This is a genomic window from Gordonia zhenghanii, from assembly GCF_021738965.1.
In the GTDB taxonomy this organism is placed as follows: domain Bacteria; phylum Actinomycetota; class Actinomycetes; order Mycobacteriales; family Mycobacteriaceae; genus Gordonia; species Gordonia zhenghanii.
The window spans coordinates 490,872-503,704 of the sequence record NZ_JAKKOQ010000001.1 but is presented as its reverse complement, the minus strand read 5'-3'; the positions used below and the strand labels follow the sequence as shown (position 1 = coordinate 503,704).

At 67.7% G+C, this 12,833-nt stretch carries 13 protein-coding genes; 7 read left to right on the top strand and 6 right to left on the bottom strand.

Annotated elements, in window-relative coordinates; all coding sequences use genetic code 11:
- Positions 1-93: 93 nt before the first annotated feature.
- The 4 genes from L5G32_RS02195 to L5G32_RS02180 are packed head-to-tail and all read right to left on the bottom strand — an operon-like array spanning position 94 to position 4,284.
- Positions 94-1,800: a sodium/solute symporter gene (locus L5G32_RS02195; protein WP_237009363.1), complete on the bottom strand. Its 1,707-nt coding sequence runs from the start codon at positions 1,798-1,800 to the stop codon at positions 94-96.
- A complete protein-coding gene (locus tag L5G32_RS02190; RefSeq protein WP_237009624.1) occupies positions 1,797-2,180 on the bottom strand; it encodes a hypothetical protein in 384 nt (127 codons plus the stop codon). Before L5G32_RS02190 ends, L5G32_RS02195 begins: the two co-directional genes overlap by 4 nt.
- Positions 2,181-2,238: 58 nt before the next feature.
- A complete protein-coding gene (locus L5G32_RS02185) occupies positions 2,239-3,021 on the bottom strand; it encodes a LytR/AlgR family response regulator transcription factor (protein WP_237009362.1) in 783 nt (260 codons plus the stop codon).
- Between the two features lie 54 nt (positions 3,022-3,075).
- Positions 3,076-4,284, bottom strand: coding sequence for a sensor histidine kinase (locus L5G32_RS02180; protein WP_237009361.1), 1,209 nt, complete (start codon positions 4,282-4,284; stop codon positions 3,076-3,078).
- A gap of 217 nt (positions 4,285-4,501) precedes the next feature.
- Between L5G32_RS02180 and groL the strand changes: the two genes are divergently transcribed.
- A complete protein-coding gene (groL, locus tag L5G32_RS02175; protein WP_237009360.1) occupies positions 4,502-6,127 on the top strand; it encodes a chaperonin GroEL in 1,626 nt (541 codons plus the stop codon).
- 89 nt (positions 6,128-6,216) lie between these two features.
- On the opposite strand, the gene L5G32_RS02170 is transcribed toward groL, so the two are convergent.
- Positions 6,217-7,056 (bottom strand): HpcH/HpaI aldolase/citrate lyase family protein, encoded by an 840-nt coding sequence (locus L5G32_RS02170; RefSeq protein ID WP_237009359.1) that lies wholly within the window; start codon positions 7,054-7,056, stop codon positions 6,217-6,219.
- A 212-nt stretch (positions 7,057-7,268) separates the two neighbouring features.
- On the opposite strand from L5G32_RS02170, the gene L5G32_RS02165 reads away from it, so the two are divergent.
- Positions 7,269-7,949, top strand: a complete 681-nt coding sequence (locus L5G32_RS02165) for a GntR family transcriptional regulator (protein WP_237009358.1) — start codon at positions 7,269-7,271, stop codon at positions 7,947-7,949.
- 9 nt (positions 7,950-7,958) lie between these two features.
- Here the strand turns inward: L5G32_RS02165 and L5G32_RS02160 are convergent, their stop codons facing one another.
- Positions 7,959-9,215 carry an amidohydrolase gene (locus L5G32_RS02160; RefSeq protein ID WP_237009357.1) on the bottom strand — a complete coding sequence of 419 codons (1,257 nt, stop codon included), beginning with the start codon at positions 9,213-9,215 and terminating at the stop codon, positions 7,959-7,961.
- 42 nt (positions 9,216-9,257) lie between these two features.
- Here L5G32_RS02160 and L5G32_RS02155 point away from each other — a divergent pair, with 42 nt between their 5' ends.
- From L5G32_RS02155 to ppk2, 5 genes are all read left to right on the top strand, one after another.
- The gene (locus tag L5G32_RS02155) at positions 9,258-10,082 is read left to right on the top strand and encodes a tyrosine-protein phosphatase (RefSeq protein WP_237009356.1); all 825 of its coding nucleotides are present in this window, start codon (positions 9,258-9,260) and stop codon (positions 10,080-10,082) included.
- 11 nt (positions 10,083-10,093) lie between these two features.
- A complete protein-coding gene (locus L5G32_RS02150; protein ID WP_237009355.1) occupies positions 10,094-10,651 on the top strand; it encodes a TetR/AcrR family transcriptional regulator in 558 nt (185 codons plus the stop codon).
- A 10-nt stretch (positions 10,652-10,661) separates the two neighbouring features.
- A complete protein-coding gene (locus L5G32_RS02145; RefSeq protein ID WP_237009354.1) occupies positions 10,662-11,096 on the top strand; it encodes an SRPBCC family protein in 435 nt (144 codons plus the stop codon).
- 208 nt (positions 11,097-11,304) lie between these two features.
- Positions 11,305-11,829 (top strand): DUF6764 family protein, encoded by a 525-nt coding sequence (locus L5G32_RS02140; protein WP_237009353.1) that lies wholly within the window; start codon positions 11,305-11,307, stop codon positions 11,827-11,829.
- Between the two features lie 43 nt (positions 11,830-11,872).
- Complete coding sequence (ppk2, locus tag L5G32_RS02135) at positions 11,873-12,823, top strand: polyphosphate kinase 2 (RefSeq protein ID WP_237009623.1); 951 nt, start codon at positions 11,873-11,875, stop codon at positions 12,821-12,823.
- The last annotated feature ends 10 nt before the right edge of the window (positions 12,824-12,833 follow it).

Sequence of the window (12,833 nt, the reverse complement as noted above, 5' to 3'; positions counted from 1 at the left end):
ACAGACGATACTGTTTGTGATCTGATCGATGAGGTCCGTGCGTCGTGCGGTGAACGGTCGTCCGGCACCGACGAACGGTGGGCCCCGCGGCGGTCAGGGTGTTCGTTCGACGCCCAGACCGAGCCGCTCGGGCACGTGCATCGCCGCGAAGACGCTCGCGACGTTCGCTGGTCGCGACGACCGAGTCGCAATGCTGACGGCGATCATGACGGCGAACGTGACCGGCACGGTCACCGCTGCCGGATAGTCGACGATCGCCGTCGGCCACCCGCCTGCGAGCGAGTCGTCGACGGCGTCGCTGACGACCAGGGCGACGGCCGTCGCCGAGGCAATGCCGCCGACGACGAGTCCCGCGATCGCGCCGGCCGCAGTGAGCCCTCGCCACCAGATTCCCAGGAGGAGCAGCGGGCAGAAGGTCGATGCGGACACGGCGAACACCAGACCGACTGACCGGGACAGGTCGAGCGTTCCCGCACCCAATGCCAGGCCGATCGGCACCAGCCCGCCGATCAGCGCGCAGATCCGGAAGCTGCGGACACCGGCAGGCAGCAGGTCGGTCGACATGACGCCTGCGATGCTGACGAGCAGGCCCGACGAGGCCGCGAGGAACGCAGCGATCGCGCCGGCGGCCACGAGGGAGCCGAGCAGTGTCCCCCAGATTCCGGACATCGCGGCGGTCGGGAGGAGCAGGACGGCGGCGTCGGTGTTTCCGGTGGTCAGCACCTGCGGCGTCCAGACTCGCGCGAGGGCCCCGAGGATCGTCGGGAACAGGTAGAACACGGACAGTGCCGCGATGACGTTCAGTGCGGTGCGCCGCGCGGCCCGCCCGTCGGGATTCGTATAGAAGCGGACCAGGACGTGGGGGAGACCGACGGCGCCGAGGAACGTCGCAGCCATCAGTGAGAGCACTTGGTAGAGGGGGTGGTCGCCGCCGAATCCGCCGCCCGACGTCGCCCACTGCGCGCCGGTCTGAGGGGCGTCGGAGACCACCGGGGTCGCGGAGCCCTCGGCCAACGTCACCGTGGACCCGCCGTCGACAGTGATGGTCCCGGCCTCGGCCTGGCGTCCGTCGATCCGGACGCCGGTCGGGTCGGCGACGGTCACCGACACCGTGCGGTCGATGCTCACGGTGGTGGCGCTCTCGACGCGCGGCGGGAGCGGGTCGCCGAGGTCCTCGTCGTGGTGGATGAACAGGATGGCGAGCGCGAGAGCCGGCACGGCGACGGCGGTGAGCTTCAGCCAGTACTGGACGGCCTGCGCGAACGTCACCGACCGCATGCCGCCCCCGACGACGTTGGCGATCACGAGCAGTCCGATCGCGACCACGCCGATCCAGGGAGGCAGGCCGAGCAGGATGTTCAGGGTGAGGCCGGCTCCCTGCAGTTGCGGGACCAGATACAGCACGCAGATGGCGACGACGATGATCATCGTCGCCTTGCGCGCGTTCTTGGACGCGAGGCGGAACTCGGCGAAGTCCGGGACCGTGTACGCGCCCGACCTGCGCAGCGGCGAGGAGACGAACAGAAGCAGGGCGAGGTATCCGGCGGTGAACCCGATCGGGTACCAGAGGGCGTCAGCGCCGTATTTGGCCACGAGTCCGGCGACGCCGAGGAACGACGCCGCCGACAGGTACTCGCCTGCGATCGCGGCTGCGTTCCACCCCGACCCGATGCTGCGGGACGCGACCAGGAAGTCCGATGTGGAGCGGGCGCCGCGTCCCGCGTACGCGCCCGCCGCGAGCGTGCCGATCGCTGCCGCCAGGACTGCGACCACGGTGAGGAGGGTGGCGTGATCGCTCATGCGGGTCCTTCCGCCGATCGAGCGGGTCCTTCCGCTGATCGAGCGGGTCCTTCCGCTGATCGAGCGGAGTCGAGATCATGATCGGTCAGCCGGATGAAATCGCGTTCGGCCTGTTCGGCGAGCCGGATGTAGAGACGGCCGGCCAGGTAGAGCACGGGATAGGGGAGCACGCCGAGCACGATCCAGTTGAGTCGGACCCCGAACACGGTGGATGCCGCGAACGGATCGACGGTGGCTCCGAGGATGGGCACTGCGACGAAGATCAGCACCACGGCGAGTCCCAGGCGCAGTGCGAGGCCGAGTTGCGCGCGTACGAGCCCGCGGACGAGGTGTTCGCCGACTCCGCTCTGCTGCGCCACCTGCACTCGGGTGCGGACCATGCGGGCGCCGCGTCGTTGAGACAGGACGACGCGTTCGCGTGGTGGACGCTCGGGCACGTCAGCTGCCCGAGCTCGCCGGACCGCCGCTGCGAATGGTGCGCATCGGGTCGCGGACCAGACGGTCCTTGAGCTCGCGCACCTGTCGTCGACTCACCGGTAGCTCCACGGCCTGCGATACGCCGTTGGCCTTGACGCGGACCATGGTCGACGCGCCTGCGGACCGTAGACCGACCACCATCGGAAGGTTCACCAGGTAACTGCGGTGCACCCGTGCGAAGCCTGCGGTCTGCCACCTGGACTCGAGCGTCGACAGCGTGACCCGGACCAGATGAGATCCGGTGTCGGTGTGCAGGCGGGCGTAGTCACCGACTGCTTCGACCCAGGAGATCGCGTCGCGTCGCACCAGAGAGGTGACGCCGCCGGACTCGACCGGGATCACCGCGTCGTCGCCGACGGACTCGTCGGGGCGGGGACGCTCGTGTGCGGCGATACGCTCGACGGCCCGTGTCAACTGGTCTTCGCGCAACGGTTTCAGAAGGTAGTCGACGGCCCCGACGCCGAACGCCTCCACCGCGCGGTCGTCGTGCGCGGTGACGAAGACGACGGGCGGCGGGTCCGCGTACTTGGCCAGGACCCCTGCCAATTCCATTCCGGACAGGGCGGGCATCGAGATGTCGAGGAACACTCCGTCGACACGATGATCGGCGAGCTCGCGCAGCGCGGACGTCGCATCGGACGCAGTCAGCACCTGGTCGACGGCTCCGTTGCGGTTCAGCAGAAATGCGAGTTCGTCGAGGGCGGGAGCCTCGTCGTCGACGGCGAGGACGATCAGTCCGGTCATCGCGTGCCAGTCATCGTGTGTGCTGTCCTCTTCGGTCTCGGCTGGGCGTCTCGGCTACGAGTCGACCCGGATCCCGGCGGCGAACTTGGGAATCCGCATGCTCACCTTGGTGCCCGCGCCGACAGCGGTCTCGACTATCAGACCGTAGTCGTTGCCGAACGCCGACCGTAGGCGTTGGTCCACATTGGTCAGGCCGACGTGGGCGCCGTCGGACTCGGCCGGCCCCGCGGGGTCGAGTGCGTCGATGGCCCCGGTCCGCAGGAGTTCCGGGTCCATGCCTGCACCGTCGTCTTCGACGCTGAGTTCGCAGTCGGAGCCGACGTTGCGGGCGATGATCGAGACGGTGCCGGTCTTACGGCCTGCCATTCCGTGACGGACGGCGTTCTCCACGAGTGGCTGCAACGCGAGGAACGGCAGGACGACGCCGAGCACTTCCGGGGCGACCTGCAACTTGACGGTGAGTCCTTCGCCGAAGCGGGCTCGTTCGAGAGTGAGGTAGCGATCGATGTTGCGCAGTTCGTCGGCCAGCGGTGTGTACTCGCCCGCGGCACGGAACGAGTACCGGGTGAAGTCCGCGAAGTCGAGGATCAACTCGCGGGCGCGGTCGGGGTCGGTGCGCACGAACGACGCGATGGTGTTCAACGCGTTATAGATGAAGTGTGGGCTGATCTGGGCGCGCAGGGCGAGGACTTCGGCCCGGTCGAGCCGTGCGCGGGACGCGTCGAGTTCGGCGAGCTGGAGTTGGCTCGCGACGTATCGTGCGACCTCCGTGATCGTCCCGATCTTGCCGGGCCCCGGTTCGTCGCGGGTCGCGACGACGAGGACGCCCGCACCGACGTCGTCGGTGAGCAGCGGGGCGGCGAGCAGCCGCCGGGCGATGGCTGCGCTGCCGCCGGGGTCGCGCTGCACACTCGGGTGCTGCTCGTTCAGCGCGGTGGCCGCGAGTCGCGCGGCGGCCGCGGCGACCGGTGGTGTCCACAGGTCATCGTCGCCGTCGCGCGCGAGGATTTCGGCGTCGGGACCGTACAGGGCCACGCCCTCCGCGGTGGTGAGCGATCGCAGCGGGCCGACGGCGGCTGCCGCCGAGTCGCGGGTGAGTCCGTCTCGCAGCGGGCGGGCCGCCAGTGCTGCGGTGTGCAGCGTGTCATGGACGGCGCGTTCGGCCGGAGTGGACACGACGCGCCGGGTGCGCAGGGCGATCACGATGAGGACGGCGGCCAGGACTGTTCCCAGCACCGTGATCGCGATGAGTTCGCCGGACATGAGTCGACGGTAGTCGTTCCGGCCCGACCAGCGGACGAGTCGGCCGACCTTGCACTCTCCATGGGCGAGTGCTAAAACGGAACCTGGCACTCACGGCGTGTGAGTGCCAGGTCGGAACGGTGAGGCCGGTCACTAGACACCCCGGTCGTCCGTCGCGGGCATCGAGTCCGACCCTACGAAAACTTAGTGTCACCCCCCACCGGAGGATCACTTACCAATGGCAAAGCAGATTGCTTTCGACGAAGAGGCCCGTCGCGGACTCGAGCGCGGCCTGAACAGCCTGGCCGACGCCGTCAAGGTCACGCTCGGACCCAAGGGACGCAACGTCGTCCTGGAGAAGAAGTGGGGCGCCCCCACGATCACCAACGATGGCGTGTCCATCGCCAAGGAGATCGAGCTGGACGACCCGTACGAGAAGATCGGCGCAGAGCTGGTCAAGGAAGTCGCCAAGAAGACCGATGACGTCGCAGGCGACGGCACCACCACCGCAACCGTTCTGGCGCAGGCGCTGGTTCGCGAAGGTCTGCGCAACGTCGCAGCCGGCGCCAACCCGCTCGGCCTCAAGCGCGGCATCGAGAAGGCCGTCGCGGCCGTCACCGAGTCGCTCCTGAAGTCCGCCAAGGAGATCGACACCAAGGAGCAGATCGCTGCTACCGCCGGTATCTCCGCGGGCGACCCCGCCATCGGCGAGCTCATCGCCGAGGCGATGGACAAGGTCGGCAAGGAAGGCGTCATCACGGTCGAAGAGGCCCAGGCATTCGGACTGAGCCTTGAGCTCACCGAGGGCATGCGCTTCGACAAGGGCTACATCTCGGGCTACTTCGTGACCGACGCCGACCGCCAGGAAGCCGTCCTCGAAGACCCGTACATCCTGCTGGTCTCGGGCAAGATCTCGACCATCAAGGACCTCCTGCCGCTGCTGGAGAAGGTCATCCAGGCAGGCAAGCCGCTGCTGATCATCGCCGAGGACATCGAGGGCGAAGCCCTCTCGACCCTCGTCGTGAACAAGCTCAAGGGCACCTTCAAGTCCGCCGCCGTCAAGGCTCCGGGCTTCGGTGACCGTCGCAAGGCCATGCTCGCCGACATCGCCATCCTCACCGGTGGCGAGGTCATCAGCGAAGAGGTCGGCCTCTCGCTGGAGACCGCAGGCGTCGAGCTGCTCGGTACCGCTCGCAAGGTCGTCGTCACCAAGGACGAGACCACCATCGTCGATGGCGCAGGCGACAACGAGGCCATCGCAGGCCGCGTGGCGCAGATCCGCTCGGAGATCGAGAAGAGCGACAGCGACTACGACCGCGAGAAGCTGCAGGAGCGTCTGGCCAAGCTGGCAGGCGGCGTTGCAGTCATCAAGGCCGGCGCCGCGACCGAGGTCGAGCTCAAGGAGCGCAAGCACCGCATCGAGGACGCAGTCCGTAACGCGAAGGCTGCCGTCGAAGAGGGCATCGTCGCAGGCGGCGGCGTGGCTCTGCTCCAGTCGGAGGCGGCCATCGGCGGCCTCACGCTCGAGGGCGACGAGGCGACCGGCGCCAACATCGTGCGCGTCGCGCTCGAGGCTCCGGCCAAGCAGATCGCGATCAACGCAGGCCTCGAGCCGGGCGTCGTCGCCGACAAGGTCCGCAACTCGCCGGTCGGTACCGGCCTGAACGCTGCGACCAACGGCTACGAGGACCTCCTCGCTGCAGGCATCAACGACCCGGTGAAGGTCACCCGCTCGGCGCTGCAGAACGCAGCCTCGATCGCGGCTCTGTTCCTCACCACCGAGGCCGTCGTCGCCGACAAGCCCGAGAAGAACGCTGCACCGGCAATGCCGGGCGGCGACGAGATGGGCGGCATGGGCTTCTGATCTGACGATCAGCAGTTCACGCAGAACTCAACCGAAGGCCGGTCACCCGCGAGGGTGGCCGGCCTTCGGCGTGTCTCGACCAGCGGGCGTCAGATTCGGGCGGCGACGCCATACGCGGACGCGAGGCGGGTGATCCGGCCGGCTTCGTACAGGCGCGGTTTGTCGCTTCCGTCGCGGACCTGGCCGCCTGCGAGAGCGAAATCGGAGAGGAACTCGCGAGCCCAGTCGACGTCGGCTTCGGTCGGGCTCATCGCCTCGTTGACCACGCGGGTCTGCGCGCCGAACAGGCACAGGCGGCCGGTCATTCCGTGATCGCGTGCGGCAGCGGTCTGGGTGCGGAGCAGGTCGAGGTCCGGCCCGGGCGTCGGCCCGTCGATCGGGTTCGGGAGTCGCGCGACGCGGGAGGAGTTGGTCAGCCGGGAGCGGGCGTAGGCCATCGTGAGATCGGTCGCGGCGGTCCCCGTGTCTCGGCGGTAGTCGCCGCTGCCGAACGCGAGCCGGACGGCGCCTGCGCGAGCGATCGCCGTCGCCTCCTCGACACCGAGGGCCGACTCGACGAGCGCGATCACGTGGACGCGGCCGCCGAACGCGGCGACTGTGTCCTGGACGTGGGCCGCCGACTCGACCTTCGCGAGCATCACGCCGAGCAGTCCGGGGTTAGAGCGCAGGCGAGCGATGTCGTCGCTCCAGAATCCGGAGTCCACGTCGTTGATCCGAACCCAGCCCGAGTGTCCGGGGCGTGCGAGCCAGTCGGCGACGGTGTCGCGGGCGGTCGCCTTGCGTGCGGGGGCGACCGCGTCCTCGAGGTCGAAGATCACCTGGTCGGCTTCGGACGCGGTCGCATCGGCGAAGCCGTCGGGGCGGTCGCCGTTGGCGAGGAGCCAGGAACGGGAGAGCGAGTAGTCGATCGGGGCGGGTGCAGACGTCACGGACTTCCTTGTGATTCAGGGGCGAGATACTTGAGATTGTATGACGATCCATATGAATCCTCCACTGATGTGGACCCGATCACGGTTATCGTCGGTGAAATGATTGAAATCAACACCGAGTTACCTGCGAGTACATTCGTTGTTGGCATGATGTGGCTGAGACGAGACTGTATGACGATCGGGAGATGTATGACGATCCGAGAAGGAGCGTGATGGGCGGGGACGAGACTGCTGCAGTGGCGGCGCCGACTCGTCGACGTCTTGCGGAATCGATCCGCGACCGGATCAGCACCGGTGTGCTCGAACCGGGTTCGCGACTCAACGAGCGCGAACTGTGCGAGGACTTCGACGTCTCGCGCACCGTCGTCCGGGAGACGTTGCGGCAGATCGAGGCGGAGGGATTCGTGACCATCGAGCCCAACCGTGGGGCCGTGGTCGTCACGGTGTCGTATGCGGACGCCGAGCAGATGTTCGAACTGCGCGAGTCCTTGGAGTCACTGGCCTGCAGTCTCTTCGCGCGGCGCGGGACCCTCGAGCACAAACAGCGCCTGTGGGCGGTGATCGAACGGCTGGAGGCTGCCGTCGACGGCGGCGACCTCACCGAGATCATCGCCGCGAAGGACGAGTTCTACGACGTGCTGATGCTCGGCGCGGGCAACGACCAGTTGACGTCGACGCTCCGGCTGCTGCGTGTCCGGATCAACCTGCTGCGGCGCTACTCGCTGGCACTGCCCGAGCGGCATCCCGAGACGCTGGCCGAGATCCGCGCGATCCGGGACGCCGTCGTCTCCGGAGACGTCGACGGGGCGCGTCGGGCAGGCGAGCATCACGTGCGACAGGCGAGCCGGTCGGCCCTGCCGCGGATCTTCGCGGAGATGCAGCCGAGTCCGTGATGAGTCCGGTCAGCTCGCTCCGAGAAGCCCGAGCATCGCGTACGCAGCGATCTTCGTGCCGTACGGAACAGCGGTGAGGTCGACGACGTAATGCGGGGTGTGCAACGCGAACGGGGCGCTCGCCGGGTCGGCGATGCCCACCATCAGATAGTTGAACGGCATGTCCGGGTACGGGCCTTTCAGGATCTGCACGTCCTCGGACGCCGTCGCGGCCGGCAGATCGGTGAGGACCTGGTCGTCGCCGATGATCGAAGCTAGCGACCGCGCCATCGAGTCGGCGAGCTCGGGGTCGTTGACCAGGGGGAGGGAACCGCCCTTCATGACGATCTCCGGGAGCAGTTCGGCGTCGGCTCCGGCGTCGCGGGCGACCTGTTCGGCGACCGATCCGATCGCGTCGAGCAGTGTCTCGCGGACCTGCGGGTCGTACCAGCGGATGTTCGTCTTGATCACCGCCTGCGACGGGATGACGTTGTTGTCGACGCCTGCCGAGATCGCGCCGACCGTGAGGACGGCGGTCTGTGCCGGGTCGACCCGTTCGGAGACGATCGATCCGAAGTCGACGACGGCGCGCGCCGCCATCTGCACCGGATCGGTCGTCGCATCCGGCACGGAGCCGTGGCCGCCGACGCCGTGGAAGACGATGTCCACCTGGTCGGTGCCCGCCAGCCGCGGGCCGGGGGACGACGAGACCGTCCCCACGGCTGCGGGCATCGTGTGCATGCCGATGAGGACGTCGGGGCGCGGGATGAAGTTGTAGAGCCCGTCGTCGACCATCGCCTTGGCTCCGGTGATCGGCTCCTCGGCAGGCTGGCCGATCAACACCGCAGTGCCCGACCAGGAGTCGCGCACCGAGACGATCGCGTTCGCCATCCCGATCAGCCACGTGACGTGCGCGTCATGGCCGCACATGTGCGCTGCGGGCACGACGGAGCCGTCCTCGCACGTCACCCGGGCTTCGCTCGCGTAGTCCAGTCCCGTCTGCTCCTCGATGGCGTTCGCATCCATGTCGGCGCGATACATGACGACGGGACCGTCGCCGTTGCGGAGGGTGGCGGCGATGCCGGTGCGGCCGATGCCCTTCGTGACATCGAAACCGAGGTTCTGCAACGCCTTCTCGATCAGTCGGGACGTCTGCACCTCGCCGAAAGCCAACTCGGGGTTGCGATGGATGTCCTTGAACAGTTCGACCAGCCGGTCGGTGTCGGCGTCGACCGTCTCGTCGACGCGGGCGATCAGATCGTGGGGGAGAGCGGCTGCAGATATCACGAACTCAGACTATCGGCGATCGGTCCGGGATAATCTCGATCCATGACTGCTGAGCAGACCTCGAACGTCGAGCCCGGAGCTCCGAGTCCGATCGCGTCTCTCCCGAACCTACGAGACCTCGGCGACTGGCCGACCGCGGACGGTCGGCGAGTCAAGGCCGGACGGGTGTACCGCACCGCCGACTTCAGCGCACTGACCGACTCCGACGCGCGGCGCTTCGAGTCGTTGGGGGTGCGCACCGTCTACGACTTGCGTTCGGCCAGTGAACGTGCGGCCACTCCCGACCCGGAGTTCGACGGTGTCGTCAATCTTCCGTTGGACGTGCTCGCGGACTCGTCGACCGCGATCCCCGCCAACCTCCGTCATTTCCTCGACAATCCGGCGATGGCGGCCAAAGTCAACGCCGAGTTGAGCGGCGGCCAGGCGGTTGCGGCGATCACCGGGACGTACCGGAGCATCGTCGACCTGCCGAGCGCACACACCGCCTACCGCCGCTTCTTCCAGGGGCTCGCAGGCCAAGACGCCGCGCCCGTTGCGTTCCACTGCACCACCGGCAAGGATCGGACCGGGTGGGCAGCAGCCGTTCTGCTGACCATTCTCGGCGTGTCGCGCGAGGACGTCTTCACCGACTACCTGCTCACCAACGAGCGCCTGGTACCTGCGCTGAAACCGGTCTTCGACGCCTTCGCCGCAGCGGGCGGAGACCCCGACCTGCTGCTGCCGATACTCGGTGTCCGCGAGGAGTACCTGGTCGCTGCGTTCGACGAGGTCGACACGCGCTTCGGCTCGCTCGAGCGGTACTTCGCCGACGGATTGGGGCTGGACGAGTCCGTCACAGACACCCTGCGCGCGACCTTCCTCGAATGACCCTTCCCTGAATGATGTCGCCTCGCGCCGAGATGGTGGCTCAGGCCGCCGACCTCATCGCCCGCAAGGGCGTCGCCGGAACGTCGATCGGTGACGTCCTCGCGGCCGCCGACGCATCGCGTGGCTCGGTATACCACCATTTTCCCGGCGGACGATCCGAGATCCTCGCCGAGGCGGTCCTGTACGGAGCGGATCGGATCGACGACGGATTGGCGCAGGCCGCCCGATCGTCGCCCGCGTACCTCGTCGCCGACATCGCCGACATGTGGCGGCGCATGCTCGCCGACACCGACTTCGCTGCGGGCAACGTGGTCTCGGCTGCCGCGACCGCTCGTGAGACCGACCCGGCGATCGCCGACATCGCCGAGCGGCAGTTCGTCCGTTGGGAGGACGGGCTCGCGGCGAGCCTTCGCTCTCGCGGCGTCGACGGCGACCGGTCCCGATCGTTGGCGGTGACGACCCTCGCCGCGATCGAAGGCGCCGTCGTCCTGTGCCGTGCCCACCGGAGTCTGGAACCGCTCGAACACGTGGTGGGAGAAATCGGGCCGTTGCTCTCCTCGGCCGGGTAGATTCATCGCCATGGCTGTCACTGCAACTACGGAATTCGATATCGACGCCCCGCCGTCGGTCATCATGGAGATCCTGCTCGACGTCGAGGCCCTCCCCGAATGGTCGGGGCCCCACAAGTCGGCGAAGATCCTCACCGAACACGAGGACGGAAGCCCGGCACGCGTCGAGGCGTCCGTGACTGCCGTCGGGATCACCGACGATCAGGTCCTCGATTACACCTGGACCGAGAACACGTGCGCCTGGAGCCTCGTCGAGAGCTCGCAGTTGGCGCAGCAGGAAGGCAAGTACACCGTCACCCCGAAGGGCGACGGCTCGCACGTCTCCTTCGAGTTGACCGTCGATCTCAAGATCAAGATGCCCGGACTGATCATCAAGCGTGGACAGAAAGTGGCTGTCGACACCGCGAAGAAGGGTCTCACCGAAGAAGCCAAGCGACGTTCCTGACCAACCGCGTGCCGCGGTGAACACCCGCGAACACCCGAACGACCCCGCCTGAATCCGACTGGCTTCAGGTGGGGTCGACCCTTGTGCATCGCGTCGGTAACGATCGCCCCCTCGGGGGCTACGCGAGAGTAGGATCGGGGTCGGCTCCGCTCGCTCGGCGGACGCAACTCATCACGGTGACCGCGCCAGCGCGGGAGAGGATTTAAGCGTGCGAATTTTCAAGGGGAGCAACGGTATCCGGGTTCTGTTCGCGGGTATTGCAGGCGGCGCAGCGATCGGCGCAATGGCTCTCTTCGGTGGTGGGACCGCATCGGCCGACACCACGTGTTCGGCCACCGACAACAACCGGGTCGAGCGCGCTGACGGCTTGAGTCACTGCATCGCCAACGCGGGCCCCGGATCGCGCGCCGACGCCCGCGACACCAGCGACAGCGGCGTCGCGACCGCGGTGGCGACCCAGCGTGGAAGCGCGACGGCCGTCAACCTGCAGCCGCAGTCACAGGCGCTGTCGAGCGGCGTCCGAGGCGGCACCGGATACTCGTTCTCCACCGGCCCGCGATCGACGTCGATCTCGATGGCACGCGACGGCGGAACCTCGATCGCCGTCGGCGGCTGGGGCGGGCGGGCGTACGCGGGTCCCGAAGGCGCGGTGTGCGCAGGCGGATTCGGTGCGGCGTACGACTCGAACACCGGGCAGTACTGCGTGAAGTCGGGTTCGGTCGACATCCACTGAGCCGAATCGGCCGCGCAGCGTTAGCCTTGAGTGCGTGGAGAACATCGACGGACACGTGCGACCGCAGCAGGCCACCGGTCCAGACCTAAGCCTCGTCTCGGGCCGCGAAGCACTGCAGCGGATCGTCGATCTGCGCGACACCAGCGGGTTCGCGATCGTCGACGACGATGACGACGATCCGATCCTGGTGACGCTGCCCGAACGCAACGTCGTCGACACCTGGCGTGAGGACTACCCGTACGACGAGCGGATGAGCCGTCGCGAGTACGAGGTCACCAAGCGTCGACTCCAGATCGAGCTGTTGAAGCTGCAGAAATGGTCTAAGCAGACCGGTCAGCGTCACCTGCTGTTGTTCGAGGGCCGCGACGCCGCGGGCAAGGGCGGAACGATCAAACGGTTCAACGAACATCTGAACCCGCGCGGCGCGCGCGTCGTAGCACTGGAGAAGCCGTCCGAACGGGAGTCCACCGAGTGGTATTTCCAGCGGTATGTGCAGCATCTGCCCGCCGCGGGCGAGATGGTCTTCTTCGACCGCTCCTGGTACAATCGCGCCGGGGTCGAGCGGGTCATGAACTTCTGCACGCCCGAGCAGTACAACCAGTTCATGAAACAGGCTCCGGCGTTCGAGCGGATGCTCGTCGACGACGGCGTCCACCTGGTCAAGTTCTGGTTCTCGGTGACTCCGCTCGAACAGCGGACCCGCTTCGCGATCCGGCAGATCGACCCCGTGCGGCAGTGGAAGCTGTCGCCGATGGACCTCGCGTCGCTCGACCGCTGGGAGGCTTACACCGAGGCCAAGGAGCAGATGTTCCTGGACACCGACACCGACCACGCGCCGTGGACCGTCGTGAAGAGCAACGACAAGAAACGCGCCCGCATCAACGCCATGCGGTACGTCCTCAGCCTTCACGACTACGACGGCAAGGACGAGACGATCGTCTCGGCGCCCGACCCGATGATCGTCGGGCGTGCACGCGACCTCGTCGGGGAGTGACGCCTTCCCG

What these genes read in the sequence shown, in the direction of transcription:
- L5G32_RS02195 (WP_237009363.1), bottom strand. Translation starts at nt 1,800, where the DNA reads ATGAGCGATCACGCCACCCTCCTCACCGTGGTCGCAGTCCTGGCGGCA.
- L5G32_RS02190 (WP_237009624.1), bottom strand. Translation starts at nt 2,180, where the DNA reads ATGGTCCGCACCCGAGTGCAGGTGGCGCAGCAGAGCGGAGTCGGCGAA.
- L5G32_RS02185 (WP_237009362.1), bottom strand. Translation starts at nt 3,021, where the DNA reads ATGACCGGACTGATCGTCCTCGCCGTCGACGACGAGGCTCCCGCCCTC.
- L5G32_RS02180 (WP_237009361.1), bottom strand. Translation starts at nt 4,284, where the DNA reads ATGTCCGGCGAACTCATCGCGATCACGGTGCTGGGAACAGTCCTGGCC.
- groL (WP_237009360.1), top strand. Translation starts at nt 4,502, where the DNA reads ATGGCAAAGCAGATTGCTTTCGACGAAGAGGCCCGTCGCGGACTCGAG.
- L5G32_RS02165 (WP_237009358.1), top strand. Translation starts at nt 7,269, where the DNA reads ATGGGCGGGGACGAGACTGCTGCAGTGGCGGCGCCGACTCGTCGACGT.
- L5G32_RS02155 (WP_237009356.1), top strand. Translation starts at nt 9,258, where the DNA reads ATGACTGCTGAGCAGACCTCGAACGTCGAGCCCGGAGCTCCGAGTCCG.
- L5G32_RS02150 (WP_237009355.1), top strand. Translation starts at nt 10,094, where the DNA reads ATGATGTCGCCTCGCGCCGAGATGGTGGCTCAGGCCGCCGACCTCATC.
- L5G32_RS02145 (WP_237009354.1), top strand. Translation starts at nt 10,662, where the DNA reads ATGGCTGTCACTGCAACTACGGAATTCGATATCGACGCCCCGCCGTCG.